This is a genomic window from Kitasatospora sp. NPDC088742 (assembly GCF_055584905.1).
In genome coordinates, this window is the sequence record NZ_JBVJLD010000015.1 from 106,808 (window position 1) to 124,495 (window position 17,688).

18 protein-coding genes and 1 pseudogene are annotated in these 17,688 nt (G+C 73.8%); 13 read left to right on the forward strand and 6 right to left on the reverse strand.

Annotation, left to right across the window (positions count from 1 at the left end):
• Nucleotides 1–119: 119 nt before the first annotated feature.
• Genes ACZ6ZR_RS14795 through ACZ6ZR_RS14815 form a run of 5 tightly spaced genes read left to right on the forward strand, consistent with a single transcriptional unit; the run spans nt 120 to nt 4,429 of the window.
• Nucleotides 120–830, forward strand: a complete 711-nt coding sequence (locus ACZ6ZR_RS14795; protein WP_465642485.1) for a DsbA family protein — start codon at nt 120–122, stop codon at nt 828–830.
• Nucleotides 827–1,306: a hypothetical protein gene (locus ACZ6ZR_RS14800; RefSeq protein WP_465642486.1), complete on the forward strand. Its 480-nt coding sequence runs from the start codon at nt 827–829 to the stop codon at nt 1,304–1,306. Before ACZ6ZR_RS14795 ends, ACZ6ZR_RS14800 begins: the two co-directional genes overlap by 4 nt.
• A 43-nt stretch (nt 1,307–1,349) precedes the next feature.
• The gene (locus ACZ6ZR_RS14805) at nt 1,350–2,279 is read left to right on the forward strand and encodes a hypothetical protein (RefSeq protein WP_465642487.1); all 930 of its coding nucleotides are present in this window, start codon (nt 1,350–1,352) and stop codon (nt 2,277–2,279) included.
• A gap of 53 nt (nt 2,280–2,332) precedes the next feature.
• Nucleotides 2,333–3,706: a HEAT repeat domain-containing protein gene (locus ACZ6ZR_RS14810; RefSeq protein WP_465642488.1), complete on the forward strand. Its 1,374-nt coding sequence runs from the start codon at nt 2,333–2,335 to the stop codon at nt 3,704–3,706.
• A gap of 42 nt (nt 3,707–3,748) precedes the next feature.
• Nucleotides 3,749–4,429 carry a class I SAM-dependent methyltransferase gene (locus tag ACZ6ZR_RS14815; protein ID WP_465642489.1) on the forward strand — a complete coding sequence of 227 codons (681 nt, stop codon included), beginning with the start codon at nt 3,749–3,751 and terminating at the stop codon, nt 4,427–4,429.
• Here ACZ6ZR_RS14815 and ACZ6ZR_RS14820 read toward each other — a convergent pair.
• On the reverse strand, nt 4,395–4,556 hold the full coding sequence (locus ACZ6ZR_RS14820) for a hypothetical protein (RefSeq protein ID WP_465642490.1): 162 nt from the start codon (nt 4,554–4,556) through the stop codon (nt 4,395–4,397). The genes ACZ6ZR_RS14815 and ACZ6ZR_RS14820 overlap by 35 nt on opposite strands.
• Nucleotides 4,557–4,724: 168 nt before the next feature.
• Between ACZ6ZR_RS14820 and ACZ6ZR_RS14825 the strand changes: the two are divergent.
• Nucleotides 4,725–4,976, forward strand: a pseudogene (locus ACZ6ZR_RS14825) (pyridoxamine 5'-phosphate oxidase family protein); the annotation flags it as partial.
• A gap of 153 nt (nt 4,977–5,129) precedes the next feature.
• Here the strand turns inward: ACZ6ZR_RS14825 and ACZ6ZR_RS14830 are convergent.
• Genes ACZ6ZR_RS14830 through ACZ6ZR_RS14840 form a run of 3 tightly spaced genes read right to left on the reverse strand, consistent with a single transcriptional unit; the run spans nt 5,130 to nt 9,150 of the window.
• Nucleotides 5,130–5,609 carry a WapI family immunity protein gene (locus ACZ6ZR_RS14830; protein ID WP_465642491.1) on the reverse strand — a complete coding sequence of 160 codons (480 nt, stop codon included), beginning with the start codon at nt 5,607–5,609 and terminating at the stop codon, nt 5,130–5,132.
• Complete coding sequence (locus ACZ6ZR_RS14835) at nt 5,606–7,426, reverse strand: ABC transporter ATP-binding protein (protein ID WP_465642511.1); 1,821 nt, start codon at nt 7,424–7,426, stop codon at nt 5,606–5,608. Before ACZ6ZR_RS14835 ends, ACZ6ZR_RS14830 begins: the two co-directional genes overlap by 4 nt.
• 23 nt (nt 7,427–7,449) lie before the next feature.
• A complete protein-coding gene (locus tag ACZ6ZR_RS14840; RefSeq protein WP_465642492.1) occupies nt 7,450–9,150 on the reverse strand; it encodes an ABC transporter transmembrane domain-containing protein in 1,701 nt (566 codons plus the stop codon).
• Nucleotides 9,151–9,314: 164 nt separating this feature from the next.
• Between ACZ6ZR_RS14840 and ACZ6ZR_RS14845 the strand changes: the two genes are divergently transcribed.
• From ACZ6ZR_RS14845 to ACZ6ZR_RS14860, 4 genes are read left to right on the forward strand one after another with little or no spacing between them, the layout of a single operon-like run.
• The gene (locus ACZ6ZR_RS14845; protein WP_465642493.1) at nt 9,315–10,328 is read left to right on the forward strand and encodes a FecCD family ABC transporter permease; all 1,014 of its coding nucleotides are present in this window, start codon (nt 9,315–9,317) and stop codon (nt 10,326–10,328) included.
• A complete protein-coding gene (locus ACZ6ZR_RS14850) occupies nt 10,325–11,410 on the forward strand; it encodes a FecCD family ABC transporter permease (protein ID WP_465642494.1) in 1,086 nt (361 codons plus the stop codon). The genes ACZ6ZR_RS14845 and ACZ6ZR_RS14850 overlap by 4 nt, the downstream gene beginning before the upstream one ends.
• Nucleotides 11,407–12,279: an ABC transporter ATP-binding protein gene (locus tag ACZ6ZR_RS14855; RefSeq protein WP_465642495.1), complete on the forward strand. Its 873-nt coding sequence runs from the start codon at nt 11,407–11,409 to the stop codon at nt 12,277–12,279. Before ACZ6ZR_RS14850 ends, ACZ6ZR_RS14855 begins: the two co-directional genes overlap by 4 nt.
• Nucleotides 12,276–12,686, forward strand: coding sequence for a MarR family winged helix-turn-helix transcriptional regulator (locus ACZ6ZR_RS14860; protein ID WP_465642496.1), 411 nt, complete (start codon nt 12,276–12,278; stop codon nt 12,684–12,686). Before ACZ6ZR_RS14855 ends, ACZ6ZR_RS14860 begins: the two co-directional genes overlap by 4 nt.
• 13 nt (nt 12,687–12,699) lie before the next feature.
• Here the strand turns inward: ACZ6ZR_RS14860 and ACZ6ZR_RS14865 are convergent, their stop codons facing one another.
• Together ACZ6ZR_RS14865 and ACZ6ZR_RS14870 are read right to left on the reverse strand one after the other, a co-directional pair.
• Nucleotides 12,700–13,914: a beta-ketoacyl-[acyl-carrier-protein] synthase family protein gene (locus ACZ6ZR_RS14865; RefSeq protein ID WP_465642497.1), complete on the reverse strand. Its 1,215-nt coding sequence runs from the start codon at nt 13,912–13,914 to the stop codon at nt 12,700–12,702.
• Nucleotides 13,915–14,076: 162 nt separating this feature from the next.
• Nucleotides 14,077–14,601 carry a hypothetical protein gene (locus ACZ6ZR_RS14870; protein WP_465642498.1) on the reverse strand — a complete coding sequence of 175 codons (525 nt, stop codon included), beginning with the start codon at nt 14,599–14,601 and terminating at the stop codon, nt 14,077–14,079.
• Nucleotides 14,602–14,726: 125 nt separating this feature from the next.
• Between ACZ6ZR_RS14870 and ACZ6ZR_RS14875 the strand changes: the two genes are divergently transcribed.
• From ACZ6ZR_RS14875 to argB, 3 genes are all read left to right on the forward strand, one after another.
• A complete protein-coding gene (locus tag ACZ6ZR_RS14875) occupies nt 14,727–15,587 on the forward strand; it encodes an alpha/beta fold hydrolase (RefSeq protein WP_465642499.1) in 861 nt (286 codons plus the stop codon).
• Between the two features lie 62 nt (nt 15,588–15,649).
• Entirely contained in the window at nt 15,650–16,417 is a 768-nt protein-coding gene (locus ACZ6ZR_RS14880) for a hypothetical protein (RefSeq protein ID WP_465642500.1), read from the forward strand.
• Nucleotides 16,418–16,778: 361 nt separating this feature from the next.
• A complete protein-coding gene (gene argB, locus ACZ6ZR_RS14885; RefSeq protein ID WP_465642501.1) occupies nt 16,779–17,651 on the forward strand; it encodes an acetylglutamate kinase in 873 nt (290 codons plus the stop codon).
• Nucleotides 17,652–17,688 lie beyond the last annotated feature (37 nt).

The window sequence follows — 17,688 nt, forward strand, 5'->3', positions numbered from 1 at the left end:
AACGCTGCTGAGCCTGCTGTCCGGCAGCCGGAATTCCCGTGCGGTTCCCCGCCCCCGACGCCTAGTGCCGTGCCCGGGGAAGGGGATTCGTGGTGAAGAACGGAAGAGGTGTCGCTGCCGTGACGGCGGTCGTCATCGCCGCACTGATGGTGGCGGGTTGCGGACAGCGGACGCGCTCGGCGGCCGAGGATGTTGCCGACGCACCGAGGGCGGCACCGTACGCGGGTGTCGGCGAGTTGCCGGAGCAGCTCGCCGCCGACGGCACGACGGTCGTGGTGGGGGACCCCGAGCCGGCCACCACCGTCCGCCTGTACGAGGACCCGCGCTGTCCGGTCGTCGAGGAGTTCGAGGCGACCGGCGCCCCGGCGCTGCGCGAGATGACGCTGCGCCGCGAGGCCAAGACGGTGTACACCCTCGCCTCCTTCAAGGACGACCGCCTGGGCGGCGACGGATCGAAGCGGGCGGTCAACGCCCTCCGCGCGGCGCTGGACGCGGGAAGGTTCGCCGAGTACCACGCCGTGCTGTTCAAGAACATGACCCGCAACGAGCGCTCGGGCGGCTACACCACGGCCTCGCTGCTGCAACTGGCCGACCAGGTAGCGGGGTTGCGGAGCGAGACCTTCGACTCCGCGGTCACCACGATGAAGTACGCCGACTTCGTCACCGCCTCGCAGAAGCAGTACGAGGCGGCCGGCGGCGCCGACCGTCGTGGCCCCGGCACCCCGACCGTCGCCGTCAACGGGGTGCAGATCACGGGCGCCCGGTACGACCTGCTCTTCGACAAGCGGACGTTCGGTCAGGTGCTGCGTGGTGGGACCATGGCGTGGTGACCGATCTGCGGTGGGACGACGTGCGGGACTACTTCGATCCGGAGCTGACGGGGGTGCTGCCGGACGTCTGCGTGGAGGGCGCCTCCGTCGAGGACTGGCAGGCCGTCTTCGACCTCGTGGCGGAGGCCGGGTGGGGGCGGGAGTACCTGGTCGGGGAGGTGGCGGGGCCGCTGCCGACGGCGGAGCAGGTGTTCGCGCGCTCGCCCGAGGACGACGTGGTGACCTTGCGGGTCAGGCCGGCCGACGGGGTGCTGGTGAGCTTCTGGCCGATGGTGGCCGGGGAGATCGACTTCGACGTGGACCTGCGGGAGCTGCAGGGGCAGCAGGGCGTGGACACCCTGTGCCGGTTCCTGGCGGCGGTCGGGCGCCGGCTGGGGAAGGCGGTGGTCATGACGGGGGAGGGCGGCTACGGAGGTCCGGTCCTGGGGTACGACCCGGAGGCGGACGCCGTGGTGCTGATGGCGGAGGCTCGGTAAAGTCGCTGGCAGAGGGGTTGGTGGGCCGCCATACTCGGCCGGTATGACGGGTGATCAGGGTGTGGACGGTCCGGCGCTGCGGCGGGTGCTGGCGCGGGCGGGTGGCTCTGAGGCGCTGGCGCTGCTCGCCGAGGAGTTGAGCGGGGCGGACCTGACCACGCTGATGCTGGAGGTGTACCGACGGCGGGCCGAGCGCACCGGGCCGGCCGAGGTGATGCGGCGTTACCGCAGCGACCGCTTCGTGGCGCCGGCCCCGGTCGGGTACCGGGAACTGCGGCGGGCCGAGGACCGGTTGGTGGCGGCGCTGCCCGAGGGGTTCGAGCTGGTGACGCTCGCCCCGTTGGTGCCGCTGGCCACGCACACCGCCGTCGCGCCGGTCGATCCGCGCAAGGTGGTGGCCACCGTGCGCGGCACGGAGGTGGCGGCGGATCCGACCAACGGGCTGGCGCTGGAGGCGGCCCGGCGGCGAGCGGAGGGGACGTCGGGGCCGGTACGGCTGGCGGGCAGTCAGCGGGTGGTGCGGGCCCAGCGGTTCGAGGGCGCCGGGAAGCTCGCGCACTTCCAGCTCTTCGCCCTGGTGACGGCGGGCCGGGACACCGGCGGGCAGGGCTTCGAGCGACAGCACCTGCTCGAACACCTCCGCTTCGCGGCTCGGGCCCTGGCCGGCAGCGGGCGGGCCGAGATCCGCCTCACCGCCCTGGACGCCTCCGCCGCCCCGCTGCTGGAGCACGTCCGCACCGGGATGGCCGGCACCCCGGGCCTGGACGTGATCGAGGACCCCGACCGGGCCACGGGTCGCGGCTACTACTCCGGCCTCTGCTACAAGGTCCACCTCGTCACACCGGACGGCCCGGTCGAGGTCGCCGACGGCGGCTTCACCGACTGGACCCAACACCTCACCGGCAACCGCAAGGAGCGCCTGCTGATCGGCGGCATCGGCGTCGACCGCCTCGCCGCCGCACCGGCGGCATGAGCCCACCTCGTCCGGGTACGGTGCTTTCCTCGAACGCGTCATCAGGAGGATCGTTGGTAGAGCCGTCGTCGGACCTTGTCGGCCGGTTGATCGATGCCGTGGCTACCGGGGACGCCGCCGCGGTGCGGGTCTGCCTGGAACAGGGGGCGGATCCCGACACATCGGGCCCCGATGGACTGCCCCTGCTCTGCAGCGCGGTGGCCGGGTTCGATGACTCCGTCGCCGACACCTTGGTCGAAGGGGGCGCCGGCCAGGACCGTGAACTCCCCGACGGCAGCACCCCTCTGCTGCGGGCCGTCGACACCGGCTCCTGGATGCTGGTCAACGTGATGCTCGGCGAAGCTCCCCGACTCCGCATTCCCGAGGTCCGCCGGCAACAGCTGCTCGACCTGGCGCGGCACTGGCTCGAAGTCGGCGTGGTCGCTGAGCTGCGCCGCCGGACCGGGGCCACGGGACCTGCCGTCACGCGCCAGGTCGACGTTCTGCCGGCCGGTGACACGCTCGACGAGGTCACACTCGGCGGGCGCACGGTGCGGGCCGGGCACGGCGCGATCCTCACCCAGCTGGAGTGGCACTTCGGCATCATGCCGCCTGTTGCCGAATTGATGGCCCGCGCCGTTCCGCACGCGGAGAACGAGGACAACAACTGGTTCGCCGCCACCCACTACCTCGGTCAGCGGCAGGGCCCACGAATCTGGTCGGAGCTCACCGCCCTGCGCCGGGATCCCGATCCCGTGCACCGTCGTTTCGTGGCCTCGGTCCTGTGGCAGCGCAGCTTCCTGGCCACCGTCGACCGCGCGACGGACCGCGCCGGGGACGCCGACTTCCTGGCGTCCTGGGCGAAGGAGGAGCCCGACGGGCAGGTGCTCGCCGCAGTTCTGGACGTCTACAGCGGTTGGGATCACCCCGAGGAGGTGGCCATCGGTCTGCGGTACGCCGGCCATCCGGACGCCCGCGTGCGCGGCGAAGCGGCGTTCTGCATGAGCCGGGAGCGGACCGCGCGCAGTGAGGCGGTTACATCGGCGCTGCTCGGCATGGTGACCGACCCCGCGGCGGGGGTCAGGGCATCCGTGGCACAGGTGCTCAACCCGCGGTTCGCGTCCGACGATCAGCTCGCGCCGGTGATCCGGGACGCTTTGCTCGTGCTGCTCCGCGACGATGACATCGGGGTACGGCGCCACGCTGCCCAGTCCCTGTCGGTCTCCGCTGACCGCACGCCCCCGACGATGGATGCCCTCGTGGCACTCCTCGACCGGGACGACAAGGAGTTGCGGATGGAGGCGGCCTTCGCACTCGCCTGCCGCGACGACCCGAGAACCGGGTGGGCGTACGAGCGGGTCGGACCGCTCGATGAGTTCTCGGAGCATGATCACCGACTCCTCGGACTCTGGCGCTTCCGCGCGGACCGTCGGAGCGACCAAGATTGACGGGTCACCACCGAGCGGAGGCAGCCGCCCTATGGTGGTCGGATGCGCACACACCCCGTGGACCGGCCGGCTGATCTCGACGTCGTTCGGGAGTCCTATGACCTGGTGGCGGACAACTACGCCGACATGGTGGTGACGACGGGTATCGGTGACATCCGTCGGCACCCCTGGCTCAAGGCCGCGATCGATGCCTTCGCCGACACCGTCGGCGGGCTCGGGCCGGTGCTCGACGTCGGTTGTGGGCCCGGCACGGTGACCGGCTACCTCGCCGAACGGGGGCTCGACGTGTCCGGGGTGGACCTCTCTCCCCGGATGATCGAGAACGCGCGTCGGCTCTATCCGCAGTGCCGTTTCAGCGTCGGATCCGCCACCGAGCTCGACCTCGGTGAGGCCTCGCTCGGTGGCGTGCTCGGGTGGTGGTCGCTGTTCAACCTCCCCCGTGAGGTCCTTCCGCAGGTGCTCGCCCACTTCGCGCGCGCCCTGAAGCCCGGCGGCCACCTCATCACGGCCACCCACGTCGGCGACGAGGACGCGGTGCGTACGGAGGCCTACGGGGGAGTGCCCGTCCGCTGGACCACGTACAAGTGGCGGCCGGAGCAGCTGGTGGAGCTGATCGAGCGGGCCGGGCTGCACGTGGTCGCCGAACTCAGGATCCCCGCCGACGAGCACACCGGGCCGGGCGTGGTGGTCATGGCCGGACGGCCCGCACGACTTCGGTGGTGAGCTGGAAGCCGTGCGCGTCCAGGTCGATCGCGACGGTGGGGTCGTCGCCGGTGGTGAGCGCCATCCCGGCGAGGGCGAAGGCCAGCGGCCCGGTGACGCTCCAGCGCGCCAGCCGGTCGGCCAGCACGGCCCATGCGAACAGCAGGAACAGCGCGCCGACGCCCCGGCACTCCGTACGGAACGGGGTACCGGGGCGGGCGGGGCGCGGCGGGGCGCGGCGGGCCCGGTCCTGGGCCGCTGGTCGTAGGGCCGACGCCCGTGGCGGCCCGGCCCGGCGGGAGGGTGGGATGGGGGCATGAACAACGACACACCCCTGCCCGAGTCGGTGGCCGAACGCCTCGCCGTGGAGCGCAACGCCTGGCTCTGCACCGTCCGCGCCGACGGCACGCCGCACGTGACCCCCGTCTGGTTCGTCCACCGGGACGGCGTGTGGTGGATCGGCTCGGACGCCCTCAACGTCAAGGTCCGCAACGCCCTCCGCTTCCCCACCGTCTCGCTCGCCCTGGAGGGCGGCGACTACCCGGTGGTCGCAGAGGGCGAGGTCACGGTCCGTCAGGAGGACGACTTCCCGCCGGAGATCGTGGCGGCCTTCGCCGCCAAGTCGACTGGGACGTCACCGCCCCGTGGCGCCCCGACTGCGGCCGCGTCCTCCTCGAAGTGCCGGTCCGCCGCTGGCTGTTGGCGGGCAGGGCGCAGTGAGTCAGCGGCCGGGGAAGGGGAGAAGTTCGCGCTCCCACTCCTCGGCCGCGGCCAGCAGATCGGCCTCGGTGAGTTCGAGCCGGACGTCGTACGCCTCCACGTCGCCGTCGGCGTCCCTGCTCCAGGGCGGTGCGGCCTCCAGGTGCAGGGTGAGGCGGACGGTCACGGCGCCGGTGGTGCGGGCGGCGACGCTGAAGAGCAGGTTCGGTTCGAGGAACTCCAGGGACGGTGACCACTCGTCGTCCGAGTCGCGGTGCGCCACCGGAGTCCGCCCGGCGGCGGTGGCGCGCAGCCAGTGGGTCAGTTGGCGGGCCTCGTCGGTCAGCAGGGAAGGGTCCCGGAAGTTCCAGCTGCCGGCCGGGTCGGTGACCCGGCCGGCGATGACCAGCCAGTTGTCGTCGTGGTACTCGCCACGGGCGGCCCCGAACTGGTAGCTCACCGGGCTCAGGCGGAGGCTGGTCGCACTGCTCGTCAGGATCACCCCGGCAGCATGTCACGGCGCCCGGCCGGGGTGCGTTCGGCGGACCAGGCGGACCAGAGGGCGGCGTACGGGCCGTCGGCCGAGACCAGGTCGGCGTGGGTGCCGGTCTCGACGACGCGGCCGGCGTCGAGGACGACGATGCGGTCGGCGGTGGCGGCCTGGGTGAGGCGGTGGGCGACGGTGAGGGCGGTGCGGCCGGCCAGGGCGGCGTCGGCGGCGGCCTCCAGGTCGCGGGCGCCCGCGCTGCCGGCGTCGGCGGTGGCCTCGTCGAGGACGGCTATCGGGGGGTCGGAGAGGACCAGCCGGGCCAGGGCGAGATGCTGGGCCTGAGCGACCGTCAGGCGGTGGCCGCCGTCGCCGACCACGGTGGCCAGGCCCTTGGGGAGGGCGTCCACCCAGGTCAGGGCGCCGACGGTGGCGAGTGCGGTGCGCAGCTCCGGGTCGGTGGCCGCCGGGCGGGCGAGCCGCAGGTCGTCGGCGAGCGGGCCGGCGAAGACGTGCACCTCCTGGCTGATCAGGGCGACGCTGCGCCGGACCCCGGCCGGGCCGAGCTCCGCGAGCTCGGCGCCGCCGAGCCGGACGGTGCCGGCGGAGGCCCGGTGCACCCCGGCGACCAGCTTGGCGAGGGTGGTCTTGCCGGCCCCGCTGGCCCCGACCAGGGCGACCCGCTCGCCGTCACGGACCGTCAGGGAGACGTCGTGGAGGACGGGGTGCCCGTCGCGGTAGGCGTGGCAGAGGGCGGAGACGGTGACCGAGGCGTCGGCGGGCTCGGCCGGGTCGGCGGGTTCGGGCTCGGCGGGGAGGGCGGCGAGGCCGACCAGTCGGGCCAGCGCGGCGCCGGCCGACTGGGCGTCGTCGACCAGGACCAGGGCGGCGTTGATCGGGTTGAAGAGGCTGTGGAAGTACAGGGCCGCGGCGGTGGCCGTGCCCAGGCTCACCGCCCCGCCGTCCACCAGCAGGAAGCCGGCCACCAGCACCGAGGCCAGGCCGATGAACTCGGCCAGGTTGAGCCGGGAGAAGAAGCCGGTGACCAGCCGGGTGCCGCGCATCCAGAGCTGGACGGAGGCGTCCGAACGCTGCTCCACCAGCGCCACCTGGCGCTCCGTCAGCCGCAGCGCCCGCACCGTCCGCACCCCGCCGACGCCGTCCAGCAGCTGCTGCTGGAGCTCCCCGGCGGCGGCCCGCTGGGCGGCGTAGACCGGGACGGCCTTCGGCAGGTACCAGCGCATGGTCAGCCAGTGCACGGGCGCGGCGGCCAGCACGGCGAGCGCGAAGCGCCAGTCCAGTACGGTCAGGGCCACCAGCGTGAGCAGGATGGTGAGCACCGAGCGGGCGAACTCCGGCAGCGCCTGACGGACCGTCCGGGCCACCAGCGTGACGTCCCCGGTGACCCGGGAGGTCAGGTCGCCGGTCCCGGCCCGCTCGACCCGCTCCAGCGGGAGCCGCAGCGCCCGTTCCACGAACTCCTCGCGCACGGTGGCGAGCACGCCCTCGCCCAACCGGGCGACCAGGGCGCTGCCGTACGCGACGGCGGCCCCGCGCACCAGCGCGACGGCTACCAGCAGGGCCAGCGGCAGGGTGAGCGAGCCGGTGCCGGCCCGCCGCGCCACCAGGTCGACCAGGCGGCCGAGCAGCGGGGCGGTGAGCAGCCCGACGGTGGTGCCCAGCACCAGCACGGCCAGCGCGCCCGCCGTCAGGGCGCGCTGACGGAGCAGCAGGCGCCGCAGCACCGCCCAGGTCTCGGCGCCGCTCGCGACCGGCAGCAGCTCCCCCTCCGGGGAGCCCGGAGGGGTGACGGGGACGGACGGGGTGGCCATGGTCGGGTCCTCCGCGGTGGTCGTCATGCCAGTACCAGGGTGCGGTAGGCGGGGTCGGCGGTGAGGGTGTGGTGGGTGCCGTCGGCGGTGACGGCGCCGCCGGTGAGCACCACCACCCGGTCGGCCCGGGCGAGCAGGGCCGGGCTGGTGGTGATCAGCACGGTGGTGCGGCCGTGGCGCAGCTCGCGCAGCCGTCCGGCGATCCGGGACTCGGTGACGGAGTCCACGGCGGTGGTCGGATCGTGCAGCACGAGCACGGCCGGGGCGGCGGCCAACGCCCGTGCCAGCGCCACGCGTTGGCGCTGCCCGCCGGAGAGCGAACGGCCGCCCTCGCTGACCTCGGTGTCCAGCCCGGAGGGTAGGGCGGCGGCCACCTCGTCGGCGGCGGAGGCGGCGAGTACGGCCTCGGTCAGCTCGCCGTCGGGGGAGGCGAGGACGTTCTCCCGGAGGGTGCCGGCGAAGAGCACCGCGTCGTGGTGGGCGACCAGGAGCGAGCGGCGCAGCCGGTCGGGGTGGAGGGCGGTCAGGCCGGTGCCGTCCAACTCGACCGCGCCGGTGGCCGGATCGGCCTCGCGGCCGAGGCAGGTCAGCAGGTCGGCGGCGGCCGCCGGATCGTCCGTGACCACGCCCAGCAGCTCGCCGGGCGCGACCTCCAGGTCCAGCCCGCGCAGGGCGCCGTAGCTGACGCCGCGCAGCCGCAGGCCGCCGGCGCCCGTGCCGCCTGGCGAGGCCTGGTCCGGTGCGCCGTGGTGCGGTACCGCGGGCGGCGCCGCGAGCACCTCCGCGATCCGCCCGGCCGAGGCCCGGCCCTGGGCGAACTCGCCGTTGGCCCAGGTGAGCACCTGGAACGGGCCGAGCAGGAACTGCGCCAGCCCGACGGCCGCGACCAGTTCACCGACGCTGATCCGCCCGTCCATCGCCAGCACCGCGCCGACCAGCGCGATCAGCACGATGAAGAGACCGGTCAGTGCCTGCAGCCCCCCGTCGTGCGCGGCCCGGCTGCGGGCGGCCCGCAGCGCCGCGGCGAGCGAGTCCTGACTGACCGTCCGGTAGCGGGCCACCGCGGCCGCTTCGGCGCCGATGCCCTTGAGCACCCGCAGGCCGGTGACCAGATCGGCGGCGATGCCCCCGGCCCGGGCGGCGCGGTCCTGCTCCACGCCGCTGCGCCGCTCCAGCGGGCGGCTGAGCCGGTGGCCGAGCCAGAGCAGCGGCGGGATGCCGAGCAGCACCAGCAGGCCGAGCGGCACCGAGATCCGCAGCAGCAGCGCGGCGCTGACGCCCAGTCCGGCGAGCGCGGCGACGCCGAACGGCAGCACGGTGGCCACCACGCCGACGCGCTTGGCGTCGCCGGTGGCGATGCCGGCCAGCGCGCCGGGCAGGTGGCCGGCGTCGGCGCCGCCGTGGGGGTCGAGGACCCGGGTGGTGAGGGTCAGGCGCAGGCGGTGGGCGGCCTGTTCGCCCGCGCGCTCGGCGAGCCGGGCGCCGGTTCGGTAGCAGGTGGAGAGGACGAGGAAGAGCACCGCGAGCAGGGCCAGCCAGCGCAGCAGCGCGGGGACGGAGCCGGTCGCCACCGCGCGGTCGATCACGGCGCCCATCACCACCGGCACCAGTGCCTCACAGGCCTGGTGGCCCATTCCGAGCAGTGCGGCGCCGGTCAGCAGCCGGCGCCGGCCGCGGAGCGCGCCGCGCAGGACGGCGCCTCCGCTGGGTCCTGCTGTGGCCATGGGTGTCCTTCCGGTGGAGGGGAGCGGGGAGGGGGATTGACGGGACGTGAGGTGATCTTGAGGTTCTGTCCCAAACCCCTTGGTGACCAGTGGTTCTGACGGTGCGTCAGTCATTTGTTCGAGTATTGACCTCTGCCGAATAGACAGGTTAGCCTTACCTAACTATGAATGTCGAACCATCGGCGGCCCTGCGGCGCGCACTCGGGCTGGCCCTCGCCGCAGGGGTCCTCCTCCTGCTCTGCCTGCTCAGCCTCTGGGTCGGCACCCGGGACGTCCCGTTCAGCGCGACCTGGCAGGTGCTCTGGCACCCCGACGGGTCGAACGCCGCCACCGTCGTCCACGACTACCGGATCCCGCGCACCCTGCTGGCCCTGCTGGTCGGCTCCGCCCTCGGCACGGCCGGCGCCCTGATGCAGGCGCTCACCCGCAACCCGCTCGCCGACCCGGGCCTGCTCGGCGTCAGCCTCGGCGCCGCCACCGGCGTCGTGGTGGCGATCGGCTTCCTCGGCATCGGCAGCGTGCTCGGCTACGTCTGGTTCGCCCTGCTCGGGGCCGCCGTGGCGACCGCCGCCGTCTACCTGCTCGGCGCCGCGGGCCGGGGCCAGGCCACCCCCGAACGGCTGGTGGTCGCCGGAGCAGCGCTCACCGCCGTGCTGTTCGCCTTCGACTCCGCGGTGCTGCTGCTCGACCCCGAGGTCTTCGACGAGTTCCGGTTCTGGACCGTCGGCTCGCTCGCCGGGCGGCGCTACGACGTCCTACTGGCCGTGCTGCCCTTCGTCCTGACGGGCGGTCTGATCGCCGCCGCGCTGTCCCGGGCCCTCAACGCGCTCGGCCTCGGCGACCAGGTCGGCCACGGCCTCGGCGTCGCCGTCGGCCGCACCCGCGCCCTCGGCGGCCTCGCCGTCCTGCTGCTCTGCGGCGCCGCCACCGCCGCCGCCGGGCCGATCGCCTTCCTCGGCCTGGCCGTCCCGCACGTGGCCCGCTTCCTGGTCGGCCCCGACCAGCGCTGGGTGCTCGCCTACTCCGCCGTGCTCGCCCCGCTGCTGCTGCTCGCCGCCGACGTGGCCGGCCGGGTGGCCGGTGCGCCCGGGGAGGTCCAGGTCGGCATCGTCACCGCCGTGCTCGGCGGCCCGCTCTTCCTCGCCTTGTGCCGCCGCCGGAAGCTGGTGCTGCTGTGAGTCCCCGTCAGCCCGCCACCGCCACCGTCGTGGTCGCCCGGCCGATCGGACACCCGGTGCTGCGCCGCGGCCGGTGGTCGGTCCGGGTGGTGCCCCGGACGGCGGCCGTCTGCGCCGCCCTCACCCTCCTCCTGCTCGCCGTCGGCACGCTCTCCCTGGCCGTCGGCGAGGTGCGGCTGACGCCGGGTGAGGTGCTCGGCGCCCTCGCCGGCGAGCCCGGCGCGGCCGACTTCGTGGTCAACACCCTGCGCCTGCCCCGGCTGCTGCTCGCCCTGCTGGTCGGCGCCGCGCTGGCCGTCAGCGGGGCCGTCCTCCAGGGCCTGACCGGCAACCCGCTCGGCAGCCCCGACGTCATCGGCCTCACCAACGGCGCCGCCACCGGCGCCCTGCTGGTCATCGTCGTCCGGCACGGCAGCCTCACCGAGACCGCCCTCGGCGCCCTCGCCGGCGGGCTGGCCACCGCCCTGCTGGTCCAACTCCTCGCCTCCGGCCGGGGGTTGCCCGGATTCCGGCTGGTGGTGATCGGCATCGGCACCAGCGCCATCCTGCTGTCCGTCAACTCCTACCTGATCACCCGCGCCAGCCTCCAGGACGCGATGGCCGCCCAGAGCTGGCTGATCGGCAGCCTGAACAGCCGCACCTGGCCCCAGGTCACCGCCCTCGCCGTCGCGGTCGCCCTGCTGCTGCCGCCCACCCTCTGGTACGGCCGCCGGCTCCCCACCCTCGCCCTCGGCGAGGACACCGCCCGCGCGCTCGGCCTGCGCACCGGCCCGACCCGGGCCGTCCTGCTGCTGCTCGGCGTCGCCCTGGCCGCCGTCGGCACCGCCGTCACCGGCCCGATCTGGTTCGTCGCGCTGGCCGCCCCGCAGCTGGCCCGCCGACTGGTCGGCGGCAGCGGCGGCACGGGCGGAGGGCTGCTGCCCGCCGCCCTCACCGGAGCCCTGCTGCTGGCCGCGAGCGACTTCGCGGTCCAGCGGGTCTTCGCCCCCGCCCCCATGCCCGTCGGCATCGCCACCGGCGCCCTGGGCGGCCTCTACCTCTGCCTCCTGCTGATCGGCGAATCGCGAAAGAGCCGCACATGACCGTCACCTCCGCCACCCCCGACGCCACCACCGCTTCCGAGGCTCCCGGTGGCTCCCGGCTGCGCGCCTTGGACCTCACCCTGGCCTACGACCAGCGCACGGTGGCCAGTTCACTGAGCGTCAGCATCCCGGACCGGTCCTTCACCGTGATCCTCGGCCCGAACGCCTGCGGCAAGTCCACCCTGCTCAAGGCCCTGGCCCGGCTCATCAGACCCGCCGGCGGGACGGTCCACCTGGACGGTGCCGCGATATCCGCCTACCGCACCCGCGAGGTGGCCCGGCGGCTCGGCCTGCTCCCGCAGTCCGCCAACGCGCCGAGCGGCATCGCCGTCTCCGAGCTGGTGGCCCGCGGCCGCTACCCGCACCAGGGCTTCCTGCGCCAGTGGTCCGCCGAGGACGAGGGCGCCGTCACCGAGGCGATGCGCCGCACCGGCGTCCTCGACCTCGCCGACCGGCCGGTCGACGACCTCTCCGGCGGCCAGCGCCAACGCGTCTGGCTCGCCATGGTGCTGGCCCAGCAGACCGACATCCTGCTGCTCGACGAACCGACCACCTACCTGGACATCTCGCACCAGTTCGAGGTGCTCGACCTCTGCGCCGAGCTCCACGAGGAACGCGGCCACACCGTGGTCGCCGTCCTGCACGACCTCAACCAGGCCGCCCGCTACGCCACCCACCTGGTGGTGCTCGGACCGGACGGCACGGTCGCGGCCGAGGGCGCCCCGGCCTCGGTGCTCACCGCCGAACTGGTGGAGCGGGTCTTCGGCCTGCGCTGCCGTGTGCTCCCCGACCCGGAGACCGGCACCCCGATGGTGGTCCGGGCCGCCCGCAGGGCGCCGTCCGCCGCGGAGAAGGACCCGGCCCGATGACGACCCGACTGCTCGGCCTCACCACCTTCCTGATCTCGGCCGCCGGCCGCAACGCCCGTGCCAGCCTGGCCGCCCGGGTCGCCGAACGCGGCCTGCGGCTGTGGCACGTCGCCGTCCTGGAAGCCCTCTCGGCCGGCTCCCTCTCCAAGGGCGAACTGGCCGCCCGCCTCGACATCAACCCCAGCGACATCGTCAAGGTGGTCGACGACCTGATGGCCGCCGACTGCGCCGTCTGCACCCGCTCGGTGCGCGACCGCCGCCGGGTCGAGGTCTCCCTCACCCCGGCCGGCGAGTCGCTGCTGGCCGAGCTCACCGCCGAACTGGCAGCGGTGGAGGACTCGGTGCTGTCCCCGCTCAGCTGCGCCGAGCGGGAGCAACTGGCGGGCCTGCTGGAGCGGTTGGCGTAGCGCCGCACCGCCGTCAGGGGGTGAGGACCAGGCTGACGTTGTGGCCGCCGAAGCCGAAGGCGTTCGCCAGGGCGGCGGTCTGGACGCCTTCGCGGGCCTTGCCGGTGACGATGTCCAGCGGGATCTCGGGGTCGGGGTCGGTGAGGTTCGCGGTCGGCGGGACCATCGCGTCGCGCAGCGCGAGCACGGTGGCCAAGGCGCCCAACGCGCCGGCCGCGCCGAAGAGATGACCGGTCATCGACTTCACGGCGGTGACGGTCGGGTGGGTGCCGATCGCGGCGGCGACCGAGTGGGCCTCGGTGAGGTCGCCGAGCTGGGTGGAGGTGGCGTGCGCCTGGACGAGCGTGATGTCGGCGGGGGAGAGCCCGGCCTCGGCGACCGCCCGGCGGATGGCCCTGGCCTGGCCCTCGGCGTGGCCGGCGGTGATGTGGTGGGCGTCGGAGGTGACGGCCGCCCCCGCCAGCCGGGCGTGCCGCCGCGCGCCGCGCGCGGCCGCGAAGGAGGCCCGCTCCAGCACCACCACGGCCGCGCCCTCACCGATCACGAAGCCGTCCCGCCCGACGTCGAACGGCCTTGAGGCGAGGGCGGGTTCGTCGTTGCGGGTGGAGTGCGCCCGGGCCTGGTGGAAGCCCGCGAGCGGCAGCGGGTGGATGCAGGCCTCGGCCCCGCCGGCCACCACCACGTCGGCCCGGCCGAGCCGGATCAGGTCCAGCCCGAGCGCGATGGCCTCGGCGCCGGACGCGCAGGCCGAGACGGGCGTGTGGGCCCCGGCCCTGGCGCCCAGCTCCAGACTCACCCAGGCGGCCGGGCCGTTGGCCATCAGCATCGGGACGGTGTGCGGCGAGACCTTGCGCACGCCGCTCGCGTGCAGCACGTCGTGCTGCCCGAGCAGGGTCAGCGCCCCGCCCGTCCCCGTCCCGATCACCACCGCCAAGCGCTCCGGATCCACCTCCGGTGACCCGGCGTCAGCCCACGCCTCCCGCGCGGCGATCAACGCGATCTGCTCGCACCGGTCCAGCCGCCGGGCCTGCACCCGGTCCATCACGGTGGACGGCTCCACCGCCAGCCTCCCGGCGATCCGGACCGGGAAGCCCTCGGCCCACTCCTCCTCGATCGCCCTGATCCCCGACCGCCCCTCCAGCATCGCGGCCCAGCTGCTCGGCACGTCCCCGCCGAGCGGAGTGGTGGCACCGAGGCCGGTGACGTGGACGTCTTCGAAGGCGGTCATGGCGAGGCTCCTTCTGTAGAGGTGGCACAGTTCGACGGGAAAGCTCTTCGCCGCCTGAACGCCACTCTGCCAAGCCACAGTTCATCTTTTGGTGTTCTTCCCTACCGCGTCCTGCCCTGACGGTTTGTAGGTTTCCGACGTTTGTCGGAGTCGGTGGCCGGCTCAGTACGTGATCAGCGGCTCGTAGACCGTGCCCTCCGGTGTGAAGACCAGGTCGTAGCCGGCTCCGGCCCCGGTGGCGACCTCGTGCAGGCGGGCCAGGACGGCGGCCTCGGTCGGGAGGGCGAGGCCGAGCACCGCGGCGGCCCGCTCCCGCCGCGTGTCCAGGTCCGGGATGTCCTCCAGGTACTCGGCGGCGCGCGCGGCGCCCTCCTCGGCGGTGAGGGTGGGGCAGTCGCGCCACCACGGTGCGACGAGCAGCAGCCGCAGCAGCTCCGGCAGTCCGATCGCGATCAGCGCCGCCTGCCCCTCGGAGTCGGCGTAGAGCACCGGACGCTCCTCCCCGCCGTCGCCGCAGAAGAAGTACGTCCCCCCGGCACCATCCCCCGCGAAGCCCTCCAGCGCCGCCCCGGACGCCAGGTGCACCTCCTCGACGTGGTCACCACGCTCCAACTCCAGGTCCCCGGGCCAGGAGAGGAAGTCGGCGACGTCGTCGTCCTGGCGGATGGCGGTGATCAGTGATCGCATGCAGGGCACTGTAGTTGCCCTCGCCGACAGCCCAACGGGCGCTGGGCACCGGATCGATGAGGCCGTGTCAGGCGTAGGCCCGTAATGCGTGGCGGGTGGTGGACGGCCGGTGCCAGGATGGCCGGATGCCGACATTTCCTGCTCCGGACGGAACCCGCCTCGCCTACCGCATCGTGGGGGAGGGCGATCCGCTGATCTGTCTCCCCGGAGGCCCGATGCAGGAATCCGCCTACCTCGGTGACCTGGGCGGCCTGCCGGCCGCCGCAGGGCGTTCGCTCGTGCTGCTCGACCTGCGTGGCACGGGGCGGTCAGAGACTCCGGCCGACCCGTCGAGCTACCGCGTCGACCGGCAGGTGGACGACGTCGAAGCGCTCCGGGCTCACCTCGGGCCGGAGCGGATCGACGTGGTGGCCCACTCCGCCGGCGGCGACCTCGCCCTGCTCCACGCCGGCCGGTATCCGCAGCGGATCCGGTCGCTGGTGCTGGTGACCGCCCGGGCCCGGTCGGTCGGGATCGAGTTCCCGCTCGAGGGACGGCGCGAGGCGCTCGCGCTGCGCAGCGGCGAGCCCTGGTACGACGAGGCGGTGCCCGTCCTCGAGCGGGCGATGGCCGGGGAGGCGACCGAGGACGATCGACAGTTCCTGGACCGCCTCTTCTACGGTCGCTGGGATGCGGCGGCGGAGGCCCACGCCGCATCCGGCAAGGACGACTACAACGAGGAAGCTGCTCACGCCTACCCCGGTTCCGGTGCGTTCGATGACGCGGCCGAGGTACGCGAGGTGCTGACCAAGTTCGACGTGCCGGTGCTGGTGCTCGCGGGCGAGTTGGACCCGTCCCCTCGCCCGGACAAGGCCGCGGAGGCCGCGGCGCTCTTCCCGCGCGGGGAGTTCGTCGTCCAGCCGGGTGCCGCGCACTTCCCGTGGCTGGACGACCCGGAGTTCTTCGTCAGGACAGTCGGCGAATTCCTGGGCCGAAGCCACGCGTAGCGGTCGGCTCCGGAGCCGACCACCAAAGACCGATTCCCTGTCATGGAAAAAAGAAGTGCAGGATGCACATCCTGGATGATCCAACTGGTCTCTCCGCCCGGGCCATGAGCCTGCTCGAACGGACCGGTCGACGCGAACCTCCGCAGGAACCTCGACTGTCCACGGATTTCCTGCGACTCCGGGACCGCTTCGGTCGCTCGACCCCCGCACCGACGATGCTCGTCATCCGCCGGGAGGGGTTCGAGCAGAGGTACGGCGGGCTCCGCTACCAGGTGCGACACAGCCGCACCGTCCAGGGCGAACACCACGACGTACTCCGCGACTGGCACTACGACCTGGGCCGGGGCCTGTGGACCGGGTCCGCCCGCGGCTGGTACTTCGATTGGTTCGGCGAACGTGTCTCCTCCCCGGTGCGCTACCTGGTTCACACGGACGGACGGGTCGGAGTGGACGACGGAGGCGGCACGTTCCTCGAGATCGCCCCGTCCATACCGGCACTCATCGAATCCCACGCCCTCGTCGACACGGTCTCGACCTGGGACCGCGCCCTTACCGAGGTCGACGGCTTCGCACTCGCCGAGCAACTCGACGGCCTCACCGATGTCCCCGAAGCCTCGGGCAGCACCATCCGGTGGCGGTTGTCCGACAACGTCGCAGTCCAGGAGTTCAGGAGCTGGAGCAGCGAGGCACCGCGCCGCTGGCGCGCCTCTGTCTGGAGCCGAGGCCACGCCGGCCGGTGCCAGGTGGAGGAAGCCGCTGTCCGCGGTTTCCGGGTTCAGTTTGCGACTAGCGAGGTCCGGATGCGGTCGATGGCGTCCCCGAGGCGGTGACGGCCGCGCCGGCGGCGGGGGCCCGTAGCCACAGGGCGGTCAGCGCCGTAGGTACCGTGCCCGCGGCGGCTGCTGTCCAGCGGGCGGCCGCGTCGTCGATCGGCAGCAGCCAGATGCCGCAGAGCACCGCGGGTACGGCGAACATCACCGCCACCATCGACCACCGCACCCAGCGTCCCAACTCTGGCCTCCCCGACTGCAGAACCGTCGGTGCGAGCGTACTCAGGACGGGGCGGCGGGGAGGCGGACTCCGTCTGTTCAGGGAGAACGAACCTCGGCGACAGGACGGCGCCGGGCGGCCGTCATCCGGCGGCGGGATAAAGGGGCCGCCCGGACGTCGTTCGGTCCCGCGCCGTGTGTCATGAACCGTAGGAGGCTGGCCGTGCCGTTGTCGCTGTCGCGCTACCAGGGCCGCGTGGTGGTGGTGAAGTTCGGTGGGAACGCCATGGTGGACGAGGAGTTGAAGGCGGCGTTCGCGCAGGACGTGGTGTTCCTGCGGGAGGCCGGGCTCTGTCCGGTGGTGGTGCACGGGGGCGGGCCGCAGATCGACGCGCAGCTGGCGAGGCTGGGCCTGGAGGCCGGCTTCACCGCGGGGCTGCGGGTCACCACCCCCGAGACCATGGACGTGGTGCGGATGGTGCTGGCGGGTCAGGTGCAGCGGGAGTTGGTCGGGCTGCTCAACGAGTACGGGCCGTTCGCGGTCGGCCTGACCGGCGAGGACGCGCACACCATGACGGCGGTGAAGCGGTACGCGGTGGTGGACGGTGAGCAGGTGGACATCGGGCTGGTGGGCGACGTCATGGCGGTCGATCCGAGTCTGCTCTGCGCCCTGGTCGGGGACGGCCGCATCCCGGTGGTCTCCTCCGTCGCGCGGGGCGTGGACGGGCAGGTCTACAACGTGAACGCGGACACCGCCGCGGCGGCGGTGGCCGTGGCGCTGGGGGCGGAGCTGCTGGTGGTGCTCACCGACGTGGCCGGGCTGTACGCGGACTGGCCGCACTCGTCCACGGTGATCGAGCGGCTGACGGCGAGCCAGCTGGCCGCCCTGCTGCCGGGCCTGAGCTCCGGGATGCTCCCCAAGATGGAGGCCTGCCTGGACGCGGTGCGCTCCGGTGTGCGGGCAGCCAGGATCATGGACGGCCGGGTGCGGCACAGCCTCCTCGACGCCTTCGCCCCGGACTGCGGCGGGACCCTGGTCCTGCCCGAGCCGGTCGCCGTGGCCGTGCCGGTCTGACGCCGGTCTGACAAGGATCATGATGGTCTGTCATATG

Bases quoted from the DNA above. Each gene is read 5' to 3' on its own strand.
- ACZ6ZR_RS14805 (WP_465642487.1), top strand. From the start codon at position 1,350: ATGACGGGTGATCAGGGTGTGGACGGTCCGGCGCTGCGGCGGGTGCTG.
- ACZ6ZR_RS14815 (WP_465642489.1), top strand. From the start codon at position 3,749: ATGCGCACACACCCCGTGGACCGGCCGGCTGATCTCGACGTCGTTCGG.
- ACZ6ZR_RS14835 (WP_465642511.1), bottom strand. From the start codon at position 7,426: ATGGCCACCCCGTCCGTCCCCGTCACCCCTCCGGGCTCCCCGGAGGGG.
- ACZ6ZR_RS14840 (WP_465642492.1), bottom strand. From the start codon at position 9,150: ATGGCCACAGCAGGACCCAGCGGAGGCGCCGTCCTGCGCGGCGCGCTC.
- ACZ6ZR_RS14845 (WP_465642493.1), top strand. From the start codon at position 9,315: ATGAATGTCGAACCATCGGCGGCCCTGCGGCGCGCACTCGGGCTGGCC.
- ACZ6ZR_RS14855 (WP_465642495.1), top strand. From the start codon at position 11,407: ATGACCGTCACCTCCGCCACCCCCGACGCCACCACCGCTTCCGAGGCT.
- ACZ6ZR_RS14860 (WP_465642496.1), top strand. From the start codon at position 12,276: ATGACGACCCGACTGCTCGGCCTCACCACCTTCCTGATCTCGGCCGCC.
- ACZ6ZR_RS14865 (WP_465642497.1), bottom strand. From the start codon at position 13,914: ATGACCGCCTTCGAAGACGTCCACGTCACCGGCCTCGGTGCCACCACT.
- ACZ6ZR_RS14870 (WP_465642498.1), bottom strand. From the start codon at position 14,601: ATGCGATCACTGATCACCGCCATCCGCCAGGACGACGACGTCGCCGAC.
- ACZ6ZR_RS14875 (WP_465642499.1), top strand. From the start codon at position 14,727: ATGCCGACATTTCCTGCTCCGGACGGAACCCGCCTCGCCTACCGCATC.
- ACZ6ZR_RS14880 (WP_465642500.1), top strand. From the start codon at position 15,650: ATGCACATCCTGGATGATCCAACTGGTCTCTCCGCCCGGGCCATGAGC.
- argB (WP_465642501.1), top strand. From the start codon at position 16,779: ATGAACCGTAGGAGGCTGGCCGTGCCGTTGTCGCTGTCGCGCTACCAG.